Here is a 21,083-nt window from a genome sequence, read left to right on the forward strand (position 1 = left end):
TTGCGGAAGGAAGAACAATGGCTGAAAAGCACGCTGGAGAACAGATCGGGGCGGATGTCGCCAGTCGTCTCGCGGAGTCCATGGACACGCCGCAGATGCCCGAACCGGCAACCATCGCCGTAGCTGCGGCCATGACGGAAGGCCAGGAGTGGCCGGATGGCAGCGGCAAGCACCGCCATCCGAAAGACAACGGAACGGACCACGGCCGGGCGGGTCATGAGGCTGCTGTAACGGCCGTGCACCGGACCCGGCGGCCGCAGATGCCGCACTCTTCCTGACCGCCTGACGACACCCGGATGGCCTGGCGACACGCAATTGGCCTGGCGACACCCGAATTCGGGAGTCGGCGGGCCATTTGCGCGTCGAGGGGAGGAGTGCGCGTCGCTGTCATACTCCGGTCTCCGCCACGACATCGCCTGGATCCTTGTCCAGCCGCCAGCCGCGCCATACCGGGTGCCTCAGTTTGCCGCTCCCGGTCCATTCGCCGAAGGTCACCTCGCCCACGAGGGCCGGGGTGACCCAATTCGCATCTGCTGCATCGGCGCCCGGGACGTCGTCGAAGGGTGAGGTTTTCCGGGCCAGGCCATCCATCTTCTGACGGAGCTCCTTCAGCTCACGGTTGCTGAAGCCGCTGCCCACCCGCCCCACATACCGGAGTTTCTTGCCCTCGGGGATGCCCAGCAGCAGCGAACCCGCCGTCCCTTGCCGTTCGCCCTTGCCCGTGCGCCAGCCACCGATGACCACTTCCTGGGTGCGTTCAAACTTGAGTTTGATCCAGAGCCGGGTCCGCTGCCCGCTGACATAGCGGCTGTCCACGCGCTTGGCCATCACCCCTTCGAGTCCCAGCTCCTGCGCGCTTTCGAGGATGATCTCCACGTCGTCGTCCAATACTGCGGACAGCTCCACCGGGCAATCCGAGGGGCGGTACAACGATTCCAGGCGTTCCCGACGCCGTTCGAGAGGCAGGCGGCGGAGGTCTTCGCCGCCGTCGGACAGCAGATCAAAAAGCATCAGCCGGACGGGGACGGACGCGCGGACTTTCTCGACGTCGGCAGGTTTGGTTAGATTCATCCGTCCCTGCAGACGGCCGAAATCGGGGCGTCCGGAAGGCCCGACGGCGATGATCTCGCCGTCGGCGGTGAAGCTCTGCTTCGGCCAGCACGAGCGGTCGGTGAGCTCTGGGTAGGTGGCAGTCATGTCCCTGCCGTTGCGGCTGATCAGCCGGATCTTTTTATCGTCGGCCACGATCAGGGCGCGGATGCCGTCCCATTTGAGCTCGAACTGCCAGCCGCTGCCATGGAGATCCGCTGGGGCGCCCGCGGTTGCCAGCATGGGGATGATGTCCTCCATGGAAGCAGGAGTGGCACCGGAATCAGCGGCGGTGGAAGTCCCGGTCGATGGCACAGCTGAGCTTGTCGTGGCATGTGCTTGGGAACCCTTGTCCATGAGATGAATCAGCCACTGGCCCTGCGAGTCCTTGCCGTTTCCTTGGCCGGTATGGATGAGGGCGAACTTTTTGGTGCCCTCGAGGCCGCCGCCTTCCGCACCCGTGAGGGTGGCTATGACTTCCTTGCCGTTGATCCACTTGTGGCACTCGTAGACACCGTGGTCCCAGATGCGTACCGTGCCGGCGCCGTACTGGCCTTTGGGGATGGTGCCTTCGAAGGCGCCATAGTCCATGGGATGGTCCTCGGTCTGGACCGCCAGGTGATTCTGGGCCCCAGTGACCGGAACACCCTTGGGGAGCGCCCAGGACACCAGAACGCCCTCGTGCTCCAGCCGGAAATCGAAGTGCGGACGGCCGGCATGGTGCTCCTGGATCACAAACGTCTCCTGGCCGCCCGCTGCCTTACCGGTGATTGAGACTGTCCCGGTGATTGAGCCTGTCGAAATACCGGCAGGCCTGTCTGAAAACGGCTCCGGCGTCCCTTCCTGATCCCGCTTGGAGCGGTACGTTTCCAGCCGTGGATCGGAGGCACCGCCGTCGAGCGTCCCGTCAACGTGGCCGGCGCGTGCGGAAACGGCCGCGAACGGATCCTTGCCGTCCTTGACCCGGCGCATGACTGCTTTGTAGTCCAGCTGCTGCAGCTTGGGGGAGGCCAGCTCCCGCCACGTCCGCGGTGCGGCGACGGTCGGGGTCAGGCGGCCGCGCAGGGAGTACGGCACGATAGTGGTCTTGGCCGCGCTGTTCTGGCTCCAGTCCACCAGCACCTTGCCCGTGCGCAGGGACTTTTTCATGTCGCTGACGGCGAGCTCGGGGTGGTCGGCCTCAAGTGCACGGGCGAGCTCATGGGCGAAGGCCGAAATCTGCTCCGACGTCTGCGTGCCGTCCAGTCCGGCGTAGAGGTGGATTCCTTTGCTGCCGCTGGTCACGGGAACGGGATCGAGGCCCACGTCCTTCAGAATGACGCGGGCCAGCTTCGCCACCTCCGCACATTCGGCCAGTCCGGCGCCCTCTCCGGGGTCAAGGTCCAGGACCATCCTGTCTGGCGGCAAGGCATTTCCATGCGCATCCACCCGCCACTGCGGCACGTGGATCTCGAGCGAGGCAATCTGACCAAACCAGGTCAGCGTGGCGGGATCGTTGACCAGCGGGTACTGGCTGGAGTGCTCCTTGTGCCGGATGGACGCCCGGGGAACCCAGCCGGGGGTGGAATCGTCCAGGTTCTTCTGGAAGAACATCTGGCCCGGATCCTCAGCGGTGCCCACCCCGTGCACCCAGCGCTTGCGGGTAGCCGGGCGGTTGGCCGCGGCCGGGATCAACACTGAGGCCACTGCGGCGTAGTAGGCGAGCACATCAGCCTTGGTGGTGCCGGTTTCCGGGTAGAGCACTTTGTCCAGACTGGTGATGGTCAATTCGCGTCCGTCCACACGCACGCGCTCTTTACGCGCAGCCAAGGGTCTTCACCTCCGGGCAAGTCTGATGTTCACTTGAGTCATGAGAGCCATCTGGAAAGGCGCAATCGCATTCGGACTGGTCAATGTCCCGGTCAAGGTCTACAGCGCAACGGAGGACCATGACATCGGGCTTCACCAGGTCCACAATGCCGACGGCGGCCGGATCCGCTACCAGCGCCGCTGCGAAGTCTGCAGCACGGTCGTGGACTATGCGGACATAGATAAGGCCTATGAGGACGACGGCCGCACGGTGGTCCTGACCAAAGAGGAACTCAAGTCCATACCGGCCGAAAACAGCCACGAGATAGAAGTGGTGCAGTTTGTGCCGTCCGAGCAGCTGGATCCCATCACGTTCGAGAAGAGCTACTACCTTGAGCCGGATTCGAAGTCTCCCAAGGCCTATGTGCTGCTGCGCCGGGCGCTTGAGGACACGGACCGGGTGGCGATCGTCCAGTTCGCACTGCGAGACAAAACCCGTTTGGGAGCACTTCGGATCCGCGATGATGTGCTGATGCTTCAGGCGCTGCTGTGGGTGGATGAAGTGCGCGAAGCCAGCTTCCCCGCTCTTGAAGCGTCCGTTCGGATCTCCGCCCAGGAGCGGGAGATGTCCGCGGCCCTGGTGGAATCCATGGCTGCCGACTTCGAGCCGGGGCAGTTCACGGACGACTACCAGGTGCAGCTCCGCCAGCTCATCGACGCCAAGCTCGAAAAGGGCGATTCGTTGGACACGGAGGAGACGTTCGGGGCCCGGGCCGCGGAGTCGGGCAACGGCGAGGTGATCGACCTGATGGAGGCGCTCAAGCGGAGCCTGGACCGGAAGCGCGGGGGAGGGATCGGCGGAACTGCGACCAAGACGGCCGCCAAGGCTCCCGCATCCGGTGCCAAAGCACCGGCCAAGTCGGCCACGAAGGCTGCGCCCGCCCGGAAGCCCGCGGCAAAGGCGACTTCCGCTCCCAGGTCCACAACCAAAACTGCCGCCAAGCCCGCCGCGAAGGCTGCCCGGAAAGAGGCCTGAGCCGGAGGCTCCGTCCCTGGCTGTTCCCGCGCCGCAGGCACGCGCAGCGCTGGCATACTCAGCGCCCGCACGTGCCGCACCCGGCCGCATGGCAGCCGCTCAGGAGTTTCTGAGGGCGGAAATGAGTTCGCTCTTTTTCTTGCCCGAGTAACCCTTCAGGCCGATCTCCTTGGCGCGCGCCTTGAGGTGTGCCACCGTCCAGTCGTCGTAGTCGCCGGCTTCACCGCCCTTGCGGCCCACTGCAGAGCGGCCCTCCTTCGCGGCGGGGTTGGAAATCCGGGCGGCCTTCTGCTTGGACGCGCCATCCACCCTGAGTTCCTCGTAGAGCTCGGGATCCTTCAGGCTGGGGTTCTTTTTACCAGGCATTTCATCCTCTTCAACCGGAGAAGTGGCCCTCCGGCGGTCTCGAACGGCGCGGTCTTGAGCGGCGTGACGCCACGTTCCAACGCTAATTGGGGGCCCGGACAAACACAAGGAATCTACTAAGGTTGCTTATTTCATGGCCAAGGGTTAATTGCCGGCGACATCCTGGGCTGAGGCGTCCGCGCCGTTGCCGCACAAGTCCGTCGACGACTCGATATAGTCGGCTGATGTCGAAAGTAGTGATCTTGGGTGGTACCGGGTTGATTGGGCGAGCTGTCGCTCGTCGCTTCGTGGCAGCGGGATGGCACGTGGACGTTTGCGGCCGCAACCGGCAACGCATGCCGGTAGACCTCGTCGAGGCCGGCACGGCTTTCCACACTTTGGATCGTCCCGACGGAGCCTCTGTGGGCGCAGTCCTCGGGGACGGGGCCGATCTGCTCGTTGACTGTTTGGCCTTCACCGCCTCAGACGCCCAAATCCTTGTTCCCTTTTTGGGAAGTGTGGGATCAACGGTCATGGTCTCCAGCAAGGCCGTCTACGTCGACGACGAGGGCCGCCACGTCAATTCCGAGTCACCGCCGCGCTTCAACGGCCCCATCTCGGAGAGCCAACCGACTGTGCTTGCCGGGGGCGGCGACCACAACACACCGGAAGGGTACGGCGCCAACAAGGTAGCGGCAGAACAGACGCTCCTGGACAGCGGCTTTCCCGTCACAATAGTCCGGGCATCGAAAGTCCATGGGGAGGGTGCCAGGCCGGCGCGGGAATGGGTCTTCGTGAAGCGGGTGCTGGATGGTCGGCCAGCCGTGTTCCTCAGGGGCCGCGGCGAGTCAATCGACCACACCACCGCGGCGGTCAACCTGGCAGCGTTGATTGAGCTATCCGCCGAAGTACCGGGCAGCCGTGTTCTTAACAGCGCCGACCCCGACGCGCCGACTGTGCTCGAGATATCACGGATTATTGCCCGGCACCTCGGCCACACCTGGGAGGAAGTGCTTGTCGGCTACGAGGCCGATCCTGCTATAGGGGCCACGCCGTGGGACACCGTCTCGCCCATCCTGCTGGACATGACGGCAGCCACCCGACTCGGGTACATGCCCGTCGGCAGCTATGCGCAGACCGTGATCGAGGAAGTGGATTGGCTCGTCGCCAATAGCCAGCGTGGCGCGTGCGCGAGACAAGACGAGTCGTACTTTGAAGGACTCTTCAACTACTCGGATGAGGATCAGCTGCTCGCCACACACGGTGCAGTCAGGCCCTGATGCCAGGAGGCCAAAATTGGACGGCATTGCGCCCCGTCAATGTTGTGGGCTTCGCAAGGACGAAGCGGCCCGCGATTCAAAGCATCTGGACAGAGTTGTGTTCGGAAGAGTACCCCTCCTTCATAGTTTCTATGGGTGACAGCTCGGAGACGCTAAAGATCGTCTCGGCCCCGGGCGAAACCCTACGTGTCAGGGTTGGGTGAGGCCAGTACCTCATAGCAACTTCGTCTAATTCGTAGGGCGAGAATCAGGAACATCACTAATGTCTATCTCCACAATTTCCCCGGTGCGGGAAGATGGGTCCATGAGTAATCCTGGCCCCCGCGCCGGTGGCCCGAGTCCTCGAAGGTCGTTCACTCCGGCACAAAAATTAGCCCACCTGGACGCCTACCAGCAGGCCTGTGATGACGGCACCGGCGGCGGAGCCTACCTGCGGAGCGAGGGCCTGTATTCCTCGCAGATCACCGAGTGGCGCAAGCTCCGTGATGCCGGCGTGCTCGAGGGCAAAAAGCCCGGTGAGACGATCGGCAAACTCACTGCTGAACAAGCAGAAATCGCTCGTCTACGCCGGCAGCTGGAGGTGAGTGAACGCAAGCTGGCACGGACGGAAGCTGCGTTATCGATTATGGAAAAAGCACGACAGCTTTTGGAGGATATCTCCGAAAGCGCGGAACAACAGCCCTGGTACAAGAAACCCTGACCAGAGCCTATACCGACCTTACAAAGGCGGACATTCCAACCAGGGAAGCGGCCCTCCTGGCCGGGATATCGAGGGCCACAGCGACCCGTAAGCCCCGGACACCGGTGACCGATTTGATGCCCGCCTCGGCCCCACTGAACAAGATCAGCCCAGCCGAACGCGCACGGATCCTGGCCACGGTGAATTCGGAGCGATTCGTGGACCTGCCGCCGGTCCAGATCTACGCCCAGCTCCTGGACGAGGGGATCTATTTGTGTTCAATCTCCACGTTCTACCGGGTTCTGGCCGAGAACAGCCAGGTCAAGGAACGCCGCCGGCAGGCACGCCATCCCCCCAGGACGATTCCGGAACTCATCGCGACAGGGCCCGGCCAGGTCTACTCCTGGGACATCACCAAACTCGCCGGTCCAGTGAAGGGGAAATACCTCGATTGCTACGTCATGATCGACATCTACTCCCGCTACATTGTCGGAGCCTACGTCCACGCCCATGAGTCCGGGGAGCTGGCGGTGGAGATGATGAAGGAGATCTTCGGCATTCACGGCATCCCGGAGATCGTCCACGCCGACCGTGGGACGTCCATGACGAGTAAAACGGTTGCCGCATTGCTCTCTGACTTGGAGGTCACCCGGTCGCATTCTCGGCCCCGGGTAAGCAATGACAACCCGTACAGCGAGGCGTGGTTCAAGACGCTGAAGTTCGCTCCCGTGTTCCCTGAACGCTTCGGCTCGCTGCCCGATGCGAGGACCTTCATTGCGTCCTTCGTCGACGGGTATAACCACACTCATCGCCACACCGGAATAGGCCTGAACACCCCCGCAGATGTCCACTACGGCCTTGCCGCCGGCAAAGCCGTCGAGCGCTCGAAAACCCTGGCCGCAGCACGCCAGAGGAACCCCGAACGATTCGCCACCAGGAAGGACCCCAAAATCCTGGTCATCCCCGACACGGCATGGATCAACAAACCAGCCGAGAAAAACGAAACAAAAGCAGCAGCCTAACTCCCACTGGCCTCATTCGCCTTGACAAATTCCGAAATGGCAAGAACTGACGAAACATCTCATGGCAGAGAGGCTTCCGCATTGAAGGCAGTGCAAGGGACCGCTAGGGTCGCCGGGTGACTGCGATGGCTAACAGCCTGATCGGCAACGCTCAGTTGAGAGTGATGCGCCCCTCCGACGCTGCGGCAATGCGAGACGCCTATCAGCTCAACAGGGAACATCTGGCGCCCTGGGAACCGGCACGGGCGGAGGAGTTCTTCACGGTAGCTGGCCAGCGCGCCAACATAGAGGCCAAGCTCGTTCTGCACGATGCTGGTTCCGAAGTTCCTTGGGTTCTCCTGGACGGCCGCCGCGTCATCGGAACCATCACGCTGACCGGCATTGTGCGCGGCCCGTTCCTCAGCGCCAACATCGGCTACTGGGTGGATGAGGAATTTTCCGGTCAAGGGGTCGGTGCGGCGGCACTGGCATTTGCGATGAAAGCCGCAGCCGAAGAGCTGGGCCTGCACCGGGTTCAAGCCGCGACGCTCAGGGATAACGCCGCGTCAAAAAAAATACTTGGTCGAGCTGGGTTCCAGGAGATAGGGCTGGCCCCCACCTACCTCAAGATCGCGGGCTCCTGGCAGGACCACATCCTGTACCAGCGCATCCTCCGCTGACGAGAGTTCCGCAGCTACCCGTCAAGGAACGCGGCTATGCCGCAGTTCGCCGCCGGACGCTTGTTACTGTGGGCAAATGACCTCCGTTAACCTTCGCTGGACAACCCAGCTCTCAGCTGCCGATCATGCGGATATGGCTGAACTCTTCGACAGCGAGTATGCCCAGGAATGGGGCCCGTGGAATCCGAAACAGGGTTACGGATATGCCAACGGCGAGTTGCATGGGATGGCGCGCAGCAACGGGAAGCTGCTTGGATACGCGTCTACTGCCAGACGATTTATCGGCGTCGGTGAGCGCGAAGTCGTCATCGCAGGCACAGGCGGGGTCATAACCAGCGCGGAGTCGCGTGGAATGGGCGTCGGACGCCAGATTCTCGCGGCGCTCCAGGAAGCGAGCCGCAGCTTCGCCCCCGCTGACTTCGGCTTGCTCGGGTGCCGTGACGAGGTTGTGCCGTTCTATCGGTCATGCGGCTTCACCCGGATTGACACCCTCATCCGCGATATTTCTCCCCGCGACGCGATGACGGTCGTACAAAGCCAGGGACCAACAATGATCTGCGCCGGCACCAGGCCCGTGGAAGCCTGGCCTGTCGGTGTCATCGATCTTCGCGGCCTTCCCTGGTGAGCGGCTGGTTTCGCTCATGACCGAGGCAGTCGCTTTTCTCAGATATCAGGCGACGCAGCTTAACGTCCGGGGCTTATTTGTCGGCATCTTCGGCCTTGCCAACGGTCTCGGCGGGAGAAGTTCTCTACGAAGACGACGTTCAGATAGTGGTCTGCCCGTCGCCGGCCCCGGGCTAATTCAGGCGCCGCCTGCGGGTCACTTTTGAGTCAGCAGACGCACGACGGCGGCATCCGCCGAGCCCTTCCGGCTGGCAGTCACGCCGTGCTGGAACAGCTCGAACACTAGCGGGTTCACGTACGAAGCCCGGGCAATGGCGGGCGTATTTTTCAGGACTTCTGCGAGTGCGGCGTCGCCGAACGTATCTTTCCACAGCTTTCCGCCCGGCGTCGTCCGTTCCCAGAGCCTGGATGTGGCCGTTCGGCCACGGGCAGATCCACACGGCCTTCCACGCCGGCGGGATGACCAGCGCCTTGATCCGGGCGATGGTTTCATCGTCCTGGAGGCCCTGGCCGTCCGAAGCGGCATCGAAAAGCCGCGGCCGGCCGCCGGCGCGTCAGGCCCGGTTTGTCGGGTTACTGTTGCGCAGGCGGCGGCCACGGCGAATCAATCCGGACTATTCGGCGTCGTGATCGGTTTCGAGGATCTGGACGAGACGGTCCAGGGCGTCATCCGCGCCGTCGCCCTCTGAACGAAGCACCACAACGTCGCCGTGGGCTGCGCCCAGGCTCATGAGCGACAGGATGCTGGCGGCATCCATGGCTTCGTCAGCCGGCTCGCCCTCACGGGCGATGGTGATCTCGAGATCAAACTCGCCGGCGGCCTCGGCAAAGATGGCCGCCGGGCGGGCGTGCAGGCCCACGCGGCTGGCAACTGTGGCGGTACGTTCTGACATTTCTGCTCCTTGCATTGCAGCTTGAGAATTACAGCGTGGTGGATCTTCCGGACCGGATCAGACCATTACCGGAACGGGTTCCACCGTATCAACGGGCTTCCGTACTGCCCACCGCTTGAGGGCGAGAACAGACAGTGCGGTGACCACGGTTCCTGCCAGGATAGCGACAACAAACATGATGAAGTTGTCGATGGCAAAGAAGACGAAGAGCCCGCCGTGCGGAGCCTTCGACCCCACGCCGGACGCCATCGAGATGGCGCCGGTGAGAGCACCGCCGACCATGCTGGCAGGGATAACACGCAGCGGGTCAGCTGCGGCGAACGGGATGGCACCTTCGGAGATGAAGGACGCGCCCAAAAGCCAGGCCGCCTTTCCGTTCTCACGCTCGGCGAGGCTGAAACGCTGCTTGTCCAGGATCGTGGCGAGGGCCATTGCCAGCGGCGGAACCATGCCGGAGGCCATGACTGCGGCCATGATCTGCCACGGTGCCTGGTTGGTCAGCGTCGCTGCACCCAGGCCGGCGACTGCGAAGGAGTAGGCAACCTTATTGACGGGTCCGCCGAGGTCGAAGCACATCATCAGGCCAAGGATCACACCCAGGGCGATGGCGCTTGCACCGGTGAGGCCGGACAGCCAGGTGTTGAGTCCCGTGGTGATCGCCACGATCGGTCCGCCCAGGATCAGGAACATCAGGCCGGACGCGACGATCGAAGCCACCAGCGGGATGATAACCACCGGCATCAGGCCGCGCAGCCAGCGGGCCACATTGAGCCGGCCGATCGAGTGGGCGATGTAGCCGGCGAGCAGGCCGCCGACGATGCCCCCGAGGAAGCCGGCTCCCATGAACCCGGCAACAGCTCCGGCAACAAAGCCTGGCGCGATGCCCGGCCGGTCAGCGATAGCGTAGGCGATGTAGCCGGCCAGTGCGGGCACCAGGAAGCCGAGCGAGAGGGCGCCAATCTTGAACAGGACGGCGCCGAGGTATGCGCCGAGCGGGCCCCAGGCGTTGTCCGGGAATTCTGTCGGAAGGTTGAATATGCTGTTTTCCACGACGATCGTGTCCGCGAACTTGGTGATCAGGTATCCGCCCATCAGGAAGCCCAGCGCGATCAGCAGACCGCCGCCTGCAACAAACGGAATCATGTAGCTGACGCCGGTGAGGAGGGCCTTCTTCAGTTTCTGGCCGATGTGCTCACCCTTTTCTGCGGCCTCGTTTTCAGCCTGCTCCTCCGCGCCGAAGTGCGGCACACGGCGGGCATTCGGGTTGTCGGCTGCGGCCAGTGCTTCCTGGACCATCTTGGCCGGTTCGTCGATGCCGCGCTTGACCGGTGCGTTGATGACGGGCTTCCCGGCGAAGCGTTCCTTGCCACGCACATCCACGTCCACCGCGAAGATCACGGCATCGGCGGCTGCGATGACTGCCGGGTCCAGCGGCTTGGCGCCTGAGGAACCCTGGGTCTCAACCTGAAGATCCACGCCCATTTCCTGGGCGGCTGCCACGAGCGAATCGGCTGCCATGTAGGTGTGGGCGATGCCCGTGGGGCAGGCCGTGACTGCCACAAGGCGCTTGGGAGCGCCGCCGCCAGGGGTTGTGGCGGCCGGGGCCATGGCGGCGGGCGCCGCTGCAGCGTGCGACGCCGGCTTGTCAGCCAATGCGCCGTCCACCAGCTCGACTATTTCTTCTCTTGAAGAGGCTGCACGAAGCGCCGCCGTGAAGTCCTTTTTGATCAGGGAGCGGGCCAGCTTGGAGAGGAGCTTGAGGTGCTCCTGGTCCGCGCCTTCGGGAGCCGCAATGAAGAAGATGAGGTCTGCGGGGCCGTCCTTGGCGCCGAAGTCGACGGGCTGGGAGAGCCGCGCCATGGCCAGCGTGGGCACCGTGACGGCAGTGGAACGGCAGTGCGGGATCGCAATGCCGCCGGGAACACCGGTGGCGGTCTTCTGTTCGCGGGCAAAGGCGTCGGCGAAGAGGCCTTCAACCTCGGTGGCGCGTCCGGTGGCAGCAACTTTGCTGGCCAGGTGCCGGATCACGTCCTCGGGCGTGGTGCCCAGGTTCTGGTCGAGCTCGACCAGTTCGGTAGTAATGAGCTGAGTCACTGTCAATCCTTCCGGAGGGCCGTGATGGTTACGGCATCGGGGGTTGTTTGGTGGACTGCCGGAACAGTGGAGCCCGGCAGGGAAGCGGCGGCGGCACCGTGTGCCACCGCCTGGCGGAGGCAGTCAGCCGGGGCGGCGCCCTGGCTGGAGGCGAGCAGGTAGCCGGCAAGCGACGAATCGCCGGCGCCGACCGTGCTGACCGCATTGACCGGCGGATGCGTGGCAAGCCACGCGCCGTCGGACGTCACAAGTACCGCACCCTTGGAGCCGAGCGTTGCCAGCACGGCACCTACACCGGAGCGCACGACGGCGGCGGCGGCTGCCGCGGCAGCCTCCGGATCCGCTTCCAGTCGCTCAGCGGCGGACGCCGTCGCGAAACCGGCTGCGGCAGCCAGCTCCGCCAGTTCCTCGGCGTTGGGTTTGAGGAGGTCCGGTTTGCCCGACGCATCGCCCGTGACGGCAGCGATGAGAGGTTCACCGGATGAGTCGACGGCGATCCGCGGGGCAACCCCGCCGTCGTTCATGGAGCGGAGCCGCCGGGTGACGGTGGCGTAGAAATCGGCTGGGACTCCGGGTGGAAGTGAGCCGGCGAGGACAACCCAGCTGGCGCCCCGGGAGCGCTCCAGCAGCAGCCCGATCAGAGCCTCCTGCTGTTCTTCACTCAGTTCCGGGCCGGGTTCGTTGATTTTTGTGGTGACGCCGCCAGGTTCGGTGAGTGCCACGTTGGTGCGCAGCGGCTCACTGATGGCAAGAGCGGCGTACGGAACACCGCCGTCGCGCAGTCCTGCAAGGACCGGGTCCGTGTCGGCGCCGGGCAGCACGGCAACAGTTTCCAGGCCGGAGGCCACGAGGGCACGGGAGACGTTGACGCCCTTGCCTCCGGACTCCTGGCTGACGGAAACAGCCCGCTGGACTTCGCCGCGTTCCAGCGGAGCCGGCAGCGCAACGGTGCGGTCCAGGCTGGGGTTTGCGGTCAGGGTGACGATCATGCGATCACCACATCAACGCCGGCGTCTGCAAGTGCGGCGGCGAGTTCCTGGCTGGGTTCTCGGTCAGTAATCACGGTGTCCAGATCTTTCAAGGAGGCGAACTGGACCAGCGTTTCCGCATCCAGCTTGGACGAATCGGCCAGCACCACAATGCGGCGGGCTGATTGGACGAAGGCGGCCTTGACAGCGGCTTCTTCGGGATCGGGGGTGCTCAGGCCGAAGGTTGCGTGGATGCCGTTGGTGCCGATGAACGCGATGTCCGGGCGCATCTTGTGGGCGGCTTCCACCGTGGCCTGGCCGACTGCTGCCTGGGTGAGCCCGCGGACCCGGCCGCCCAGGATGTGGAGGGCGATGCCCGGTGCGCTGGAAAGTCTCCCGGCGATGGGGATGGCGTGCGTGATGACCACAAGTTCCGTACCCGCCTCCGCCGATGATGCTTCGCCCGCGGTGCGCCGGGCGAGGAGGTCGGCCAGGACTTCAGTGGTGGAGCCGGCATCCAGCAGGATGCTTCCGGAGGAAGCCGCCGGAATGAGGGCAAGGGCGGCCTGTGCGATCCGAAGCTTCTGATCGGGGCGCTGGACGGTGCGTTCGTGGATGCTTTCCTCGGTGGTGCTGAAACGGTCTGCGGCAACGGCGCCACCGTGGACGCGGCGCACTTTTCCGGTGGACTCGAGTGCTGCCAGATCCCTGCGGACGGTCTCCGTGGTGATGCTGAAACGGTCGGCCAGATCGGTGACGCTGGCGCGGCCGTGGCCGGTCACAAGCTCGGCAATAAGCTGCTGGCGCTCTTCGGCGAACACATACCCTCCGTTGCGTAAAGTCCTGATATCCGTCAGGTGACTGGCGTCACATGATCTGGAATTACTTGACTTTATCTTTGTTCATGTTGGTTTGTCAACGGATAACAACAAATTCACAGATAGAGCAGCTTCCCGGTATCTGAAGGGTTGGCGGAAATGCGTGACTTATGGCCCGCGTTGGAGCCGGGGAGCCCGGAAAATCAAGGCAACCGCCTGTTCAGCCGGCCATAAATGGCGCACGACAACCGCAATGCAGGCGAGTTCGGCGGAATAAGAGAGCCGGGCCCGCCCCTGATGGTCGGACCCGGCTGGGTGGTCGGTGCATGGTGTCTGGTTAACGCTCGACGGCGGGCGGTTACCGGTGGCGGGAAGCTACAGGCCGCCGTCGCGGCTTTCATTGCGGGTGATGGACTCTCCCGTGTTCGGGTCGATCACCGAGCGGGTTTCGCTGACACGGCGGCTGCGCCCGGGTGAGGCCAGGATCAGCGAAGCGATCAGCCCGATCACGCCTACTGCCATGAGGATGTATCCGATCAGGGGCTGGTCAACATTGGGGATGAGGCCCGGTGTGATGGCCCAGGCCAGGATGGCGCCGACGGCGATGAGAAAAATGGAGGAACCGACTCTCATGACTTGCTCCTTGTTATTCGCTGAATTGATCGGCGTGATTTGCTAAGCATGCTGTCTAGTGTCACGCTACAGCCCGGCCACGGCGGATTCAATCATTCGGAAGATGCGCACAGCCGGCGACCTCCGATGGGACAGATCACGGCTTATGCCCCGTGACCATAGGGCACCCTGCGGAGTCAGCGCTGACAACTTCGGCATCGCCGTGGCTACAGCCGACGGCGGGGTCCACACCGCCAGGGATGCCTGCGCCCCGTTTTCCATCGGCCGCCTGTCGAGGAAACTCAGGCGGCAATCAAACATGCTGGATAATTGCCCCGGTTTCGTCACCCGAGCCCGGAATTCATGGAGGGTGCCTAATGCGCCTGGCGCGGAGTAGCTGGCACCTGCTGGAGCTGCGGACTCGCTAGGCTGTTCCGATGGAGACAGTCGTATGGTCCAGGCCGGAACACCAGCGTGCCGGCACGCCGCTGCTGGTGATGATGCACGGCTACGGAACCGACGAATCCCGCATGGTGAAGCTGTTCGAGCATCTGCCATCCGAATTCACCTGCGCCGCACTCAGGGCGCCCATGGCCATCGGCGATGACTACGGCTGGTTCCTGCTGGACTACTTCCTCACCAACGACTTCGCGGACGTCATCAGCGCCACGAATTCAGTTTCCTCCTGGATCAACTCCGTCAAAGGCCAGCACACCAGCGTCAGCCTGCTGGGCTACTCGCAGGGGATGGCGATGGCCAGTACGCTGCTGCGGCTGCGGCCGCACGACTTCCGTGCCGTCGTCGGGCTTTCCGGTTTTGTCCTGGACAACGATCTTCTGGCGTTGAGTGAATCCTTTGACACCCCGCCGCCGTTTTTCTGGGGCCGGGACAAGGCGGACCTCGTGATCAACGAGGACGCCACGGCGCACACCCACGAATGGCTGCACGCGAACACGCATCTGACGGCCCGGACGTATCCCGGGATGGGCCATGCGATGTCCAAGACCGAAATGGTGGATGTCAGCGCGTTCCTGCGCCACTACGTGCTCCGCTGAGACGCACGCGCCGTGCTGAGACGCCACATTCGATTTACTTGGATGAACCACTTGCACGCCAAAATTGTAAGCGCTTACACTTTTTTCGGCCGGGGTTTCCGGCGCAGGACTTGGCTGTCGGTGAACTCGGTTTGCCAGCGCGGAGGAACGCGTTCATCATGGGAAGGGACGATCATCAGCGCGCGCGTACCGCCAGGCCACTGCCTGACCACTCACTAGTGCCCGCCAGCACCGGCAAAGACGCTGCCCGCGGCCATCGAAACAACGCCGCCCCCGCATCCATCGATTCATCCCGCCACTGTTGTCCTCACCGTCTGAAAGGACACCGATCCGCGCATGACTGCACTTCCCAACAGCAACCGCACCAGCTGGACCGGGGCCTCCGCCATCCTTTTTGACCTCGACGGCGTCCTCACTCCCACGGCCACGGTCCACGAGCGCGCGTGGCAGGAGCTCTTTGACGGTTATCTCGAGTCCAAACCGGAATTCGCCGGCTACCGCGAAAGCGACTACTTCGACCACATTGACGGCAAACCGCGGTTCGACGGCGTCCGGGACTTCCTGACGTCCCGCGGCATTGTGCTTCCCGAGGGCCCCACGGACGACCACCCCGCCAACACCACGGTGCAGGGACTGGGTAACCGCAAAAACAAGATCTTCAACGACATCGTCCAGGCCGGCGGCGTGGAGCCGTTTGAGGGTTCAGTGCGCTTCATCCAAGCCGCACAGGCGCTGGGACTCAAGCTCGCCGTCGTCTCCTCCTCCCGGAACGCCCCGGCGGTCCTGCTCGCCGCAGGACTCAGCGGGCATTTCCGCGTGGTGGTGGATGGCGTGCTGGCTGCAGCGCAAGGACTGCCGGGGAAACCCAGCCCGGCCACATACGAGTATGCCGCGGAGCTGCTGGGGCTGCCCAGTGAGGAGTGCGTGGTCGTCGAGGATGCCGTTTCCGGCGTCCAGGCAGGCAGCGCCGGAAGTTTCCACTCGGTGATCGGGGTGGACCGCGGCGCTGGCAGGCAGACCCTGCTGGATGCCGGCGCCTCTCTGGTGGTCAACGATCTCAACGAACTGCTCTAGCTCCGCGGAACTCCCCGCCGCACCGTTTTCGGCTGCAACGCATTAACACCCCGCTGCAACGCACTAACGCCAAAGGACCCCAACAACCATGGCAATCATCACCGCAGACCGCGCCCGGTTCCCCAACCACCCCTGGCAACTCGTGGAAACCAGCCACGTCCAGGGCAACGCCGGCGCGCTGGAAACCCTGTTTGCCCTGGGCAACGGACACCTCGGCATCCGTGGCGCCCACTCGGCCGCGGCCGACGCCGATCTCCCGGGCAGTTTCATCAACGGCCTCCACGAGATCTGGGACATCAAGCACGCCGAGAACGCCTTCGGCTTTGCCCGCACCGGCCAGCGGATCCTCTACATTCCGGACGTCAACAACTTCACCGTGATCATCGACGGCGAAACCCTCAGCCTGGCCGAATCCGCAGTGCTCGACTACAGGCGCACCGTTGACTTTGCCACCGGCATCTACGAATGCCGCATCACGTGGCAGTGCCGCTCCGGGGCCACTGTGACCACCACCGAGCGCCGTGCCGTGGGATTCACATCGCGTGGCAGCATGGGCATCTCGCTGGAACTATCGGCGGACCAGGACGTGGCCGCGGACGTCACATCATCCGTCATCAACCGCCAGGACCAGCCTGTTGACGAGCATTCGGCGCATGACCCCCGCCGTGCCGGCCGGCACGCCGGGCGTGTCCTGTTGCCGTTGAGGCTCGACGGCGGCGACGGCTCGCTCCGTCTCTCCTGGGAAGCCGCGGTTTCCAAGCAACGCGTGGGGATCGCCGTCGATCATTGGACATCCGCCGGACTGCAGCCATTCGAGACCCGGGTGGACCAGGACGACAGCAGCGTCCGCTACGTTCTGGTGGTGGGCGCGGGCGAGCCCTTCCGGCTGGAAAAGAGCGTCAGCTACGCCTCGGGCCGTGGTGTCCAGGATTCCGGGCAGGACGCGGCGGAGGCGGCGGAACCCGGGCTGAAGCCGGTCGGCGAGATCTTCGCCGAGAGCGAAACGCACTACCGCGGCTATTGGGCCACCACGGACATTCTGGTGGGTGGCCAGCCGGAGCTGCAGCAGGCCATCCGCTGGAACCTGTTCCAGCTGGCGCAGGCCACGGCGCGCGCCGATGTGGCGGGCATCCCGGCCAAGGGTGTGAGCGGCTCCGGCTACGAAGGGCACTATTTCTGGGACCAGGAGGTGTACCTCCTGCCCTACCTGACGTATTCAAACCCCGACGGCGCCCGCCAGGTTCTGGAGTTCCGTCACGAGATGCTTCCGGACGCCAAGGTCAGGGCCAAGGAGCTCAGCGTGCACGGCGCACTGTTCCCGTGGCGCACCATCAACGGGCTCGAAGCCAGCGCCTACTACGCGGCCGGCACCGCGCAGTTCCACATTGCGGCGGCCATCGCCTTCGCCACCAACAGGTACCTCTGGGCGAGCGGAGATAACGGCTTCCGCGACGGAATGGGTGCGGACCTGCTGATCGAAACCGCCCGTATGTGGGTTTCGCTGGGATTCTTCGGGAAGGACGGGCTCTTCCACATCCATGGGGTCACCGGCCCGGACGAGTACACCGCCGTGGTCAACGACAACCTGTACACCAACGTGATGGCCCGGTTTAACCTGCGGGCCGCGGCGGCATTGGACCACCCGGAGATTGACGACGACGAGCGCCAGCTGTGGCAGGCTGCCGCGAATCTTATGCAGCTGCCCTTCGACGAGCGCATGCAGGTGCACTCGCAGGACAACGACTTCATGACCCTTGAGCCGTGGGACTGGAACACCCCGCGCTCCAAATACCCGCTGCTGCTCAATTTCCATCCGCTGGTGATCTACCGTCACCAGGTGCTGAAGCAGGCGGACACCGTGCTGGCCATGTTCCTGCAGTGGCAGGATTTCACGGCCGAGCAAAAACGCCGCGCGTTCGACTTCTACGATCCCATCACCACCGGCGACTCCACGCTGTCCGCCTGTGTGCAGGGCATCATGGCGGCCGAAGTGGGCTACCCCAAGGCCGCACTGGACCACTTCACCAACGCTGCATTCATTGATCTGGACGACACCCACGGCAACACCATCGACGGTGTGCACATCGCTTCCGCCGGCGGCGTGTGGAGCTCGCTCGTATGTGGCTTTGCCGGGCTGCGCGACCAGGGGCCGGTACCGTTCTTCGATCCGCGCCTGCCGGGGGAGTGGGACGGGCTGTCCTTCCACCTCAAGATCCAGGGCCGGCTGCTGTTCGTGGAACTGGACCCGGAGGCTATTTCGCTGAGTATCCGTGAGGGTTCGCCGCTGGAGATCAATGTCCGCGGCGAACTGCACACCGTCGGGGCGGATCCGGTGCGGGTTGCGCTGGATCCGGTCGAAGTCCCGGAACCTACCGTCTTCCCCAGCGGACTTCCGACGGCGAGCATCCCCGTGGTGCGCGCCCGCGCCTGACTCATCCTCCCGGAGGGTGCCGACGCGGCGTCCAAGGCGCTCGCGGGGATCGCCGGAATGGCGGCGTCGAGTCGGCCTTAGCCGCGCGCTTGAGAGCCGGCGGGGGCGTTGGTGCCGCCCTTCCGGGGTCGACTGTCCTCGGTGTCGGTGTCGGTGTCGGTGTCGGTGTCGTTGGCGTGGCTGCCCTGAGTGCCGGGGTCCAGCGGGTGGGCGAGCTCATCCGCCGGCATCCTGGCAGCCATCATCGCCACGACGGCCATGACGGGGCAGACTCCGCCTGCCACCAGGAAGATCAGCCAGACAGGTATTACCTCGGCGGCCGGTCCCGCGAGGGCCATGGAAATGGGCATCAGCGCCAGTGACACGAAGAAATCCAGGCTTGACACGCGCCCCAGCAGATGTGGTGGCACACGGCGCTGCAGCAGGGTGCCCCAGATGACCATGCCCACGCCTCCGGTTGCGCCGAATACAAACAGCGCGGCCGCTATCGCCCAGAAATTGTCCATGATGCCGACGGCGGCCAGCGGCAGGGTGCCGGCACCCCACGCCACCATCATCACGGTGAGGTACCGTCGCGGAAGTGTGAAGGATGCTGTGGCCAATGAGGCTGCGGCGCCGCCCACACCCATGGTGGCCAGGAGGAAACCGAACATGCTGGAGCCGCCGCCCAGCTGGTCGCGGACCACGAACGGGATCAGCACTTCGATGGGCCCGATCAGGAACAGCACGGAAATGCACGCCCACAGCAGCGTCCACAGCAGCCACGGTGTTTTGAGCGTGTAGCGGACGCCCTCGCGGAGGTCGTGGAACAAGGATGCCTTGGCGCGCGGCTCTGCAGGCTTCCCTGCATGCTCTGCGCCGTTGACCGGGGTGTCCAGGGCATGCTGTCCCAGAAAGTTCAGGATGACGAAGGCCAGCAGGTGGCAGGCTGCCACACCGGCCACCGCGTGGGACGGGGAAAGCGCGGCCACAACAAGTCCTGCCACGGCCGGGCCCGCCGCCTGCTGGAGGATGGGGCGCATGGTCCCCTCCATGCCGTTGGCTGCCAGCAGGTCCTCGGCTGGAAGTATCCGCGGCAGGATGGCCGAGTACGCCGGGAAGAAAAAGGCCGCCCCGACGCCCAGCACAAAGGCGCCCGCGGCCAGGTGCCACAGCTGCAGCCAGCCCAGCATGGCCAGCCCGCTGACGGCTGCGATCACCATCAGGTTTGCGCCCTCGACGGCGATGATCAGCAGCCGCTGCGGAACCCGGTCCGCGGCGATGCCTCCGGCGAGGACAAACGCCACAAGCCCGATGCTGCCCGCAGCGGCCACGAGGGACAGCTCCAAGGGACCGCCACCGAGGCGGATCACCTGATAGACCATGGCAACGGCCCACATGCCGGAGCCGAAAATGGACACCGCCAGCGCCGCGATCAGCACCCGGTATTCACGGTGCGCAAAGGGTCGGAGGGCTCTGGGTGCGGGCATGGAGTAAGTTTAGGCCGACGCAAAACCAAGGGGAACGGGCATGGAAAATGAAGCCGACCCCGCAGTCCGGACCATGGCGGCCGCCGCGGCCGTGAACTTCTCGCGGTAGCGGGCCGGTCCGGCCCGGGACAACCGGAATCAGACCCAACCCGGATAAGGTCGAAGCATGGGTACCCTTCCCGCCGGAACGTGGCGACGCAGCATGGCCTTCATCGGCGCCAATCCAGGCCTTGCGCTGCATCCGGTGGACCGTCACGGCGTGCAGGTTCCCGGCGAACCCGCCAGCTGCTTCGCCTCATTCTGGATGGCCGACTGGTCCCGCTGGGGCACCGGAAACGCCCTCCTGATCGCCACCCTCCAGGGCTGGCGCAGTTACGGCGCCAACGAGCTCTTCGCGTCCACGCTCGCCTCGGAACTGACCCGCCATTTTCCGGAGGCGGCCCGCTTCCCGCTGAACCAGCTCACCCACACACGGGACGAGTTCGACGTCGAACTGGACCTTGAGCACGGATTCCGTGCCATCGGACGCAAGGCTGAGATGGAAATATCCGGGGTGCTTGACCGCCGGCACTTTTCCGCGCCTGACTTTCAGCTGGGTGACCGAACGGCTTCAATGAACAACGTCTACCTGCCATGCAGCACCGGGCGGCTCGCCGAATTCGGGGTCGAATGGCCCGGTGCCGCAACCGTGTACCCGGGGCCGCGGGGGCCGTCGTCGTCTGCCTATATAGCGATGGCGGAGTCCTGGGTGATGTAGGCGTACGCGGCCCGGCCGGCAGGGCCGCGCCGTGGTGGCTGCGCCTTGGTGGCCGTGCCCTAGTGTTAAGGAAACACAACAGCCCCGGCTGTGAGGCAGGCTAAGTCAGAGGTGAAGATGGCCAAGCGAAGCAACCCGGCAGTGAAAATTGCCCAGGAAACCGCCCATAATGCAGTGTTCGACGCCGACGGCAAACCCAAGCCCGGCGTCCACAATCTGCTGCTCAAGGCCGTGAATGTCCAGCGCCCCCTGGTGCTGGCCAACATCCGCAGGCTCCAGCGGAAATACCCACGCGCCTCAGCGGCACAGCTCGCGGCCAAGCTGGAACGCGACTACCTCGCGGCCGTGACCGGCGGTGGGGGGCGGGGGGGGGGGCCCCCCCGCGGCCGC

General features: G+C 64.5%; 19 protein-coding genes and 1 pseudogene. 11 read left to right on the forward strand and 9 right to left on the reverse strand.

Annotated features, from left to right (window positions below; translation table 11 throughout):
- Positions 1-17: 17 nt before the first annotated feature.
- Entirely contained in the window at positions 18-278 is a 261-nt protein-coding gene (locus tag V3C33_20505; protein ID XAS67757.1) for a hypothetical protein, read from the forward strand.
- 109 nt (positions 279-387) lie between these two features.
- Here V3C33_20505 and V3C33_20510 read toward each other — a convergent pair whose 3' ends face one another.
- A complete protein-coding gene (locus tag V3C33_20510) occupies positions 388-2,898 on the reverse strand; it encodes an ATP-dependent DNA ligase (protein XAS67758.1) in 2,511 nt (836 codons plus the stop codon).
- A gap of 40 nt (positions 2,899-2,938) precedes the next feature.
- Here V3C33_20510 and V3C33_20515 point away from each other — a divergent pair, with 40 nt between their 5' ends.
- A complete protein-coding gene (locus V3C33_20515) occupies positions 2,939-3,913 on the forward strand; it encodes a Ku protein (protein ID XAS67759.1) in 975 nt (324 codons plus the stop codon).
- A 99-nt stretch (positions 3,914-4,012) separates the two neighbouring features.
- Here V3C33_20515 and V3C33_20520 read toward each other — a convergent pair whose 3' ends face one another.
- Positions 4,013-4,279, reverse strand: a complete 267-nt coding sequence (locus V3C33_20520) for a Rho termination factor N-terminal domain-containing protein (GenBank protein ID XAS67760.1) — start codon at positions 4,277-4,279, stop codon at positions 4,013-4,015.
- A 224-nt stretch (positions 4,280-4,503) separates the two neighbouring features.
- Between V3C33_20520 and V3C33_20525 the strand changes: the two genes are divergently transcribed.
- From V3C33_20525 to V3C33_20540, 4 genes are all read left to right on the forward strand, one after another.
- Complete coding sequence (locus V3C33_20525; protein XAS67761.1) at positions 4,504-5,538, forward strand: NAD-dependent epimerase/dehydratase family protein; 1,035 nt, start codon at positions 4,504-4,506, stop codon at positions 5,536-5,538.
- A gap of 304 nt (positions 5,539-5,842) precedes the next feature.
- Positions 5,843-7,239 (forward strand): IS3 family transposase gene (locus tag V3C33_20530; protein ID XAS69814.1). Its coding sequence is split into 2 segments (ribosomal slippage): positions 5,843-6,221 and positions 6,221-7,239, totalling 1,398 coding nucleotides; the frame shifts between segments, so codons are not numbered across the junction.
- A 125-nt stretch (positions 7,240-7,364) separates the two neighbouring features.
- The gene (locus V3C33_20535; GenBank protein ID XAS69815.1) at positions 7,365-7,898 is read left to right on the forward strand and encodes a GNAT family N-acetyltransferase; all 534 of its coding nucleotides are present in this window, start codon (positions 7,365-7,367) and stop codon (positions 7,896-7,898) included.
- 76 nt (positions 7,899-7,974) lie between these two features.
- Positions 7,975-8,523: a GNAT family N-acetyltransferase gene (locus tag V3C33_20540; protein XAS67762.1), complete on the forward strand. Its 549-nt coding sequence runs from the start codon at positions 7,975-7,977 to the stop codon at positions 8,521-8,523.
- A 172-nt stretch (positions 8,524-8,695) separates the two neighbouring features.
- Here the strand turns inward: V3C33_20540 and V3C33_20545 are convergent, their stop codons facing one another.
- From V3C33_20545 to V3C33_20570, 6 genes are all read right to left on the reverse strand, one after another.
- Complete coding sequence (locus V3C33_20545; GenBank protein XAS69816.1) at positions 8,696-9,007, reverse strand: hypothetical protein; 312 nt, start codon at positions 9,005-9,007, stop codon at positions 8,696-8,698.
- Positions 9,008-9,136: 129 nt separating this feature from the next.
- Complete coding sequence (locus V3C33_20550; GenBank protein ID XAS67763.1) at positions 9,137-9,415, reverse strand: HPr family phosphocarrier protein; 279 nt, start codon at positions 9,413-9,415, stop codon at positions 9,137-9,139.
- A 57-nt stretch (positions 9,416-9,472) separates the two neighbouring features.
- Positions 9,473-11,509, reverse strand: coding sequence for a fructose-specific PTS transporter subunit EIIC (locus tag V3C33_20555; GenBank protein XAS67764.1), 2,037 nt, complete (start codon positions 11,507-11,509; stop codon positions 9,473-9,475).
- A gap of 2 nt (positions 11,510-11,511) precedes the next feature.
- Complete coding sequence (locus tag V3C33_20560; protein XAS67765.1) at positions 11,512-12,498, reverse strand: hexose kinase; 987 nt, start codon at positions 12,496-12,498, stop codon at positions 11,512-11,514.
- A complete protein-coding gene (locus V3C33_20565; GenBank protein XAS67766.1) occupies positions 12,495-13,298 on the reverse strand; it encodes a DeoR/GlpR family DNA-binding transcription regulator in 804 nt (267 codons plus the stop codon). The genes V3C33_20560 and V3C33_20565 overlap by 4 nt, the downstream gene beginning before the upstream one ends.
- Before the next feature lie 372 nt (positions 13,299-13,670).
- Entirely contained in the window at positions 13,671-13,928 is a 258-nt protein-coding gene (locus V3C33_20570) for a DUF6458 family protein (GenBank protein XAS67767.1), read from the reverse strand.
- Between the two features lie 416 nt (positions 13,929-14,344).
- Between V3C33_20570 and V3C33_20575 the strand changes: the two genes are divergently transcribed.
- The 3 genes from V3C33_20575 to V3C33_20585 all read left to right on the forward strand — a co-directional run bounded on the left by V3C33_20575 (position 14,345) and on the right by V3C33_20585 (position 18,467).
- A complete protein-coding gene (locus V3C33_20575; GenBank protein XAS67768.1) occupies positions 14,345-14,962 on the forward strand; it encodes a phospholipase in 618 nt (205 codons plus the stop codon).
- A 336-nt stretch (positions 14,963-15,298) separates the two neighbouring features.
- Entirely contained in the window at positions 15,299-16,036 is a 738-nt protein-coding gene (locus V3C33_20580; GenBank protein ID XAS67769.1) for an HAD-IA family hydrolase, read from the forward strand.
- An 88-nt stretch (positions 16,037-16,124) separates the two neighbouring features.
- Complete coding sequence (locus V3C33_20585; GenBank protein XAS67770.1) at positions 16,125-18,467, forward strand: glycosyl hydrolase family 65 protein; 2,343 nt, start codon at positions 16,125-16,127, stop codon at positions 18,465-18,467.
- A 77-nt stretch (positions 18,468-18,544) separates the two neighbouring features.
- Here V3C33_20585 and V3C33_20590 read toward each other — a convergent pair whose 3' ends face one another.
- Positions 18,545-19,936: an MFS transporter gene (locus V3C33_20590; protein XAS67771.1), complete on the reverse strand. Its 1,392-nt coding sequence runs from the start codon at positions 19,934-19,936 to the stop codon at positions 18,545-18,547.
- A 166-nt stretch (positions 19,937-20,102) separates the two neighbouring features.
- Between V3C33_20590 and V3C33_20595 the strand changes: the two genes are divergently transcribed.
- Together V3C33_20595 and V3C33_20600 are read left to right on the forward strand one after the other, a co-directional pair.
- Entirely contained in the window at positions 20,103-20,693 is a 591-nt protein-coding gene (locus V3C33_20595; protein ID XAS67772.1) for a hypothetical protein, read from the forward strand.
- 117 nt (positions 20,694-20,810) lie between these two features.
- A pseudogene (locus tag V3C33_20600) lies at positions 20,811-21,053 on the forward strand (hypothetical protein).
- The last annotated feature ends 30 nt before the right edge of the window (positions 21,054-21,083 follow it).

It is taken from the genome of Micrococcaceae bacterium Sec5.7 (genome assembly GCA_039636785.1).
Taxonomy (GTDB): Bacteria; Actinomycetota; Actinomycetes; order Actinomycetales; family Micrococcaceae; genus Arthrobacter.

Coding starts and splice junctions, on each gene's coding strand:
- V3C33_20560 (XAS67765.1), bottom strand. CDS start 12,498: ATGATCGTCACCCTGACCGCAAACCCCAGCCTGGACCGCACCGTTGCG.
- V3C33_20535 (XAS69815.1), top strand. CDS start 7,365: ATGGCTAACAGCCTGATCGGCAACGCTCAGTTGAGAGTGATGCGCCCC.
- V3C33_20525 (XAS67761.1), top strand. CDS start 4,504: ATGTCGAAAGTAGTGATCTTGGGTGGTACCGGGTTGATTGGGCGAGCT.
- V3C33_20575 (XAS67768.1), top strand. CDS start 14,345: ATGGAGACAGTCGTATGGTCCAGGCCGGAACACCAGCGTGCCGGCACG.
- V3C33_20520 (XAS67760.1), bottom strand. CDS start 4,279: ATGCCTGGTAAAAAGAACCCCAGCCTGAAGGATCCCGAGCTCTACGAG.
- V3C33_20550 (XAS67763.1), bottom strand. CDS start 9,415: ATGTCAGAACGTACCGCCACAGTTGCCAGCCGCGTGGGCCTGCACGCC.
- V3C33_20505 (XAS67757.1), top strand. CDS start 18: ATGGCTGAAAAGCACGCTGGAGAACAGATCGGGGCGGATGTCGCCAGT.
- V3C33_20590 (XAS67771.1), bottom strand. CDS start 19,936: ATGCCCGCACCCAGAGCCCTCCGACCCTTTGCGCACCGTGAATACCGG.
- V3C33_20580 (XAS67769.1), top strand. CDS start 15,299: ATGACTGCACTTCCCAACAGCAACCGCACCAGCTGGACCGGGGCCTCC.
- V3C33_20595 (XAS67772.1), top strand. CDS start 20,103: ATGGGTACCCTTCCCGCCGGAACGTGGCGACGCAGCATGGCCTTCATC.
- V3C33_20515 (XAS67759.1), top strand. CDS start 2,939: ATGAGAGCCATCTGGAAAGGCGCAATCGCATTCGGACTGGTCAATGTC.
- V3C33_20540 (XAS67762.1), top strand. CDS start 7,975: ATGACCTCCGTTAACCTTCGCTGGACAACCCAGCTCTCAGCTGCCGAT.
- V3C33_20570 (XAS67767.1), bottom strand. CDS start 13,928: ATGAGAGTCGGTTCCTCCATTTTTCTCATCGCCGTCGGCGCCATCCTG.
- V3C33_20585 (XAS67770.1), top strand. CDS start 16,125: ATGGCAATCATCACCGCAGACCGCGCCCGGTTCCCCAACCACCCCTGG.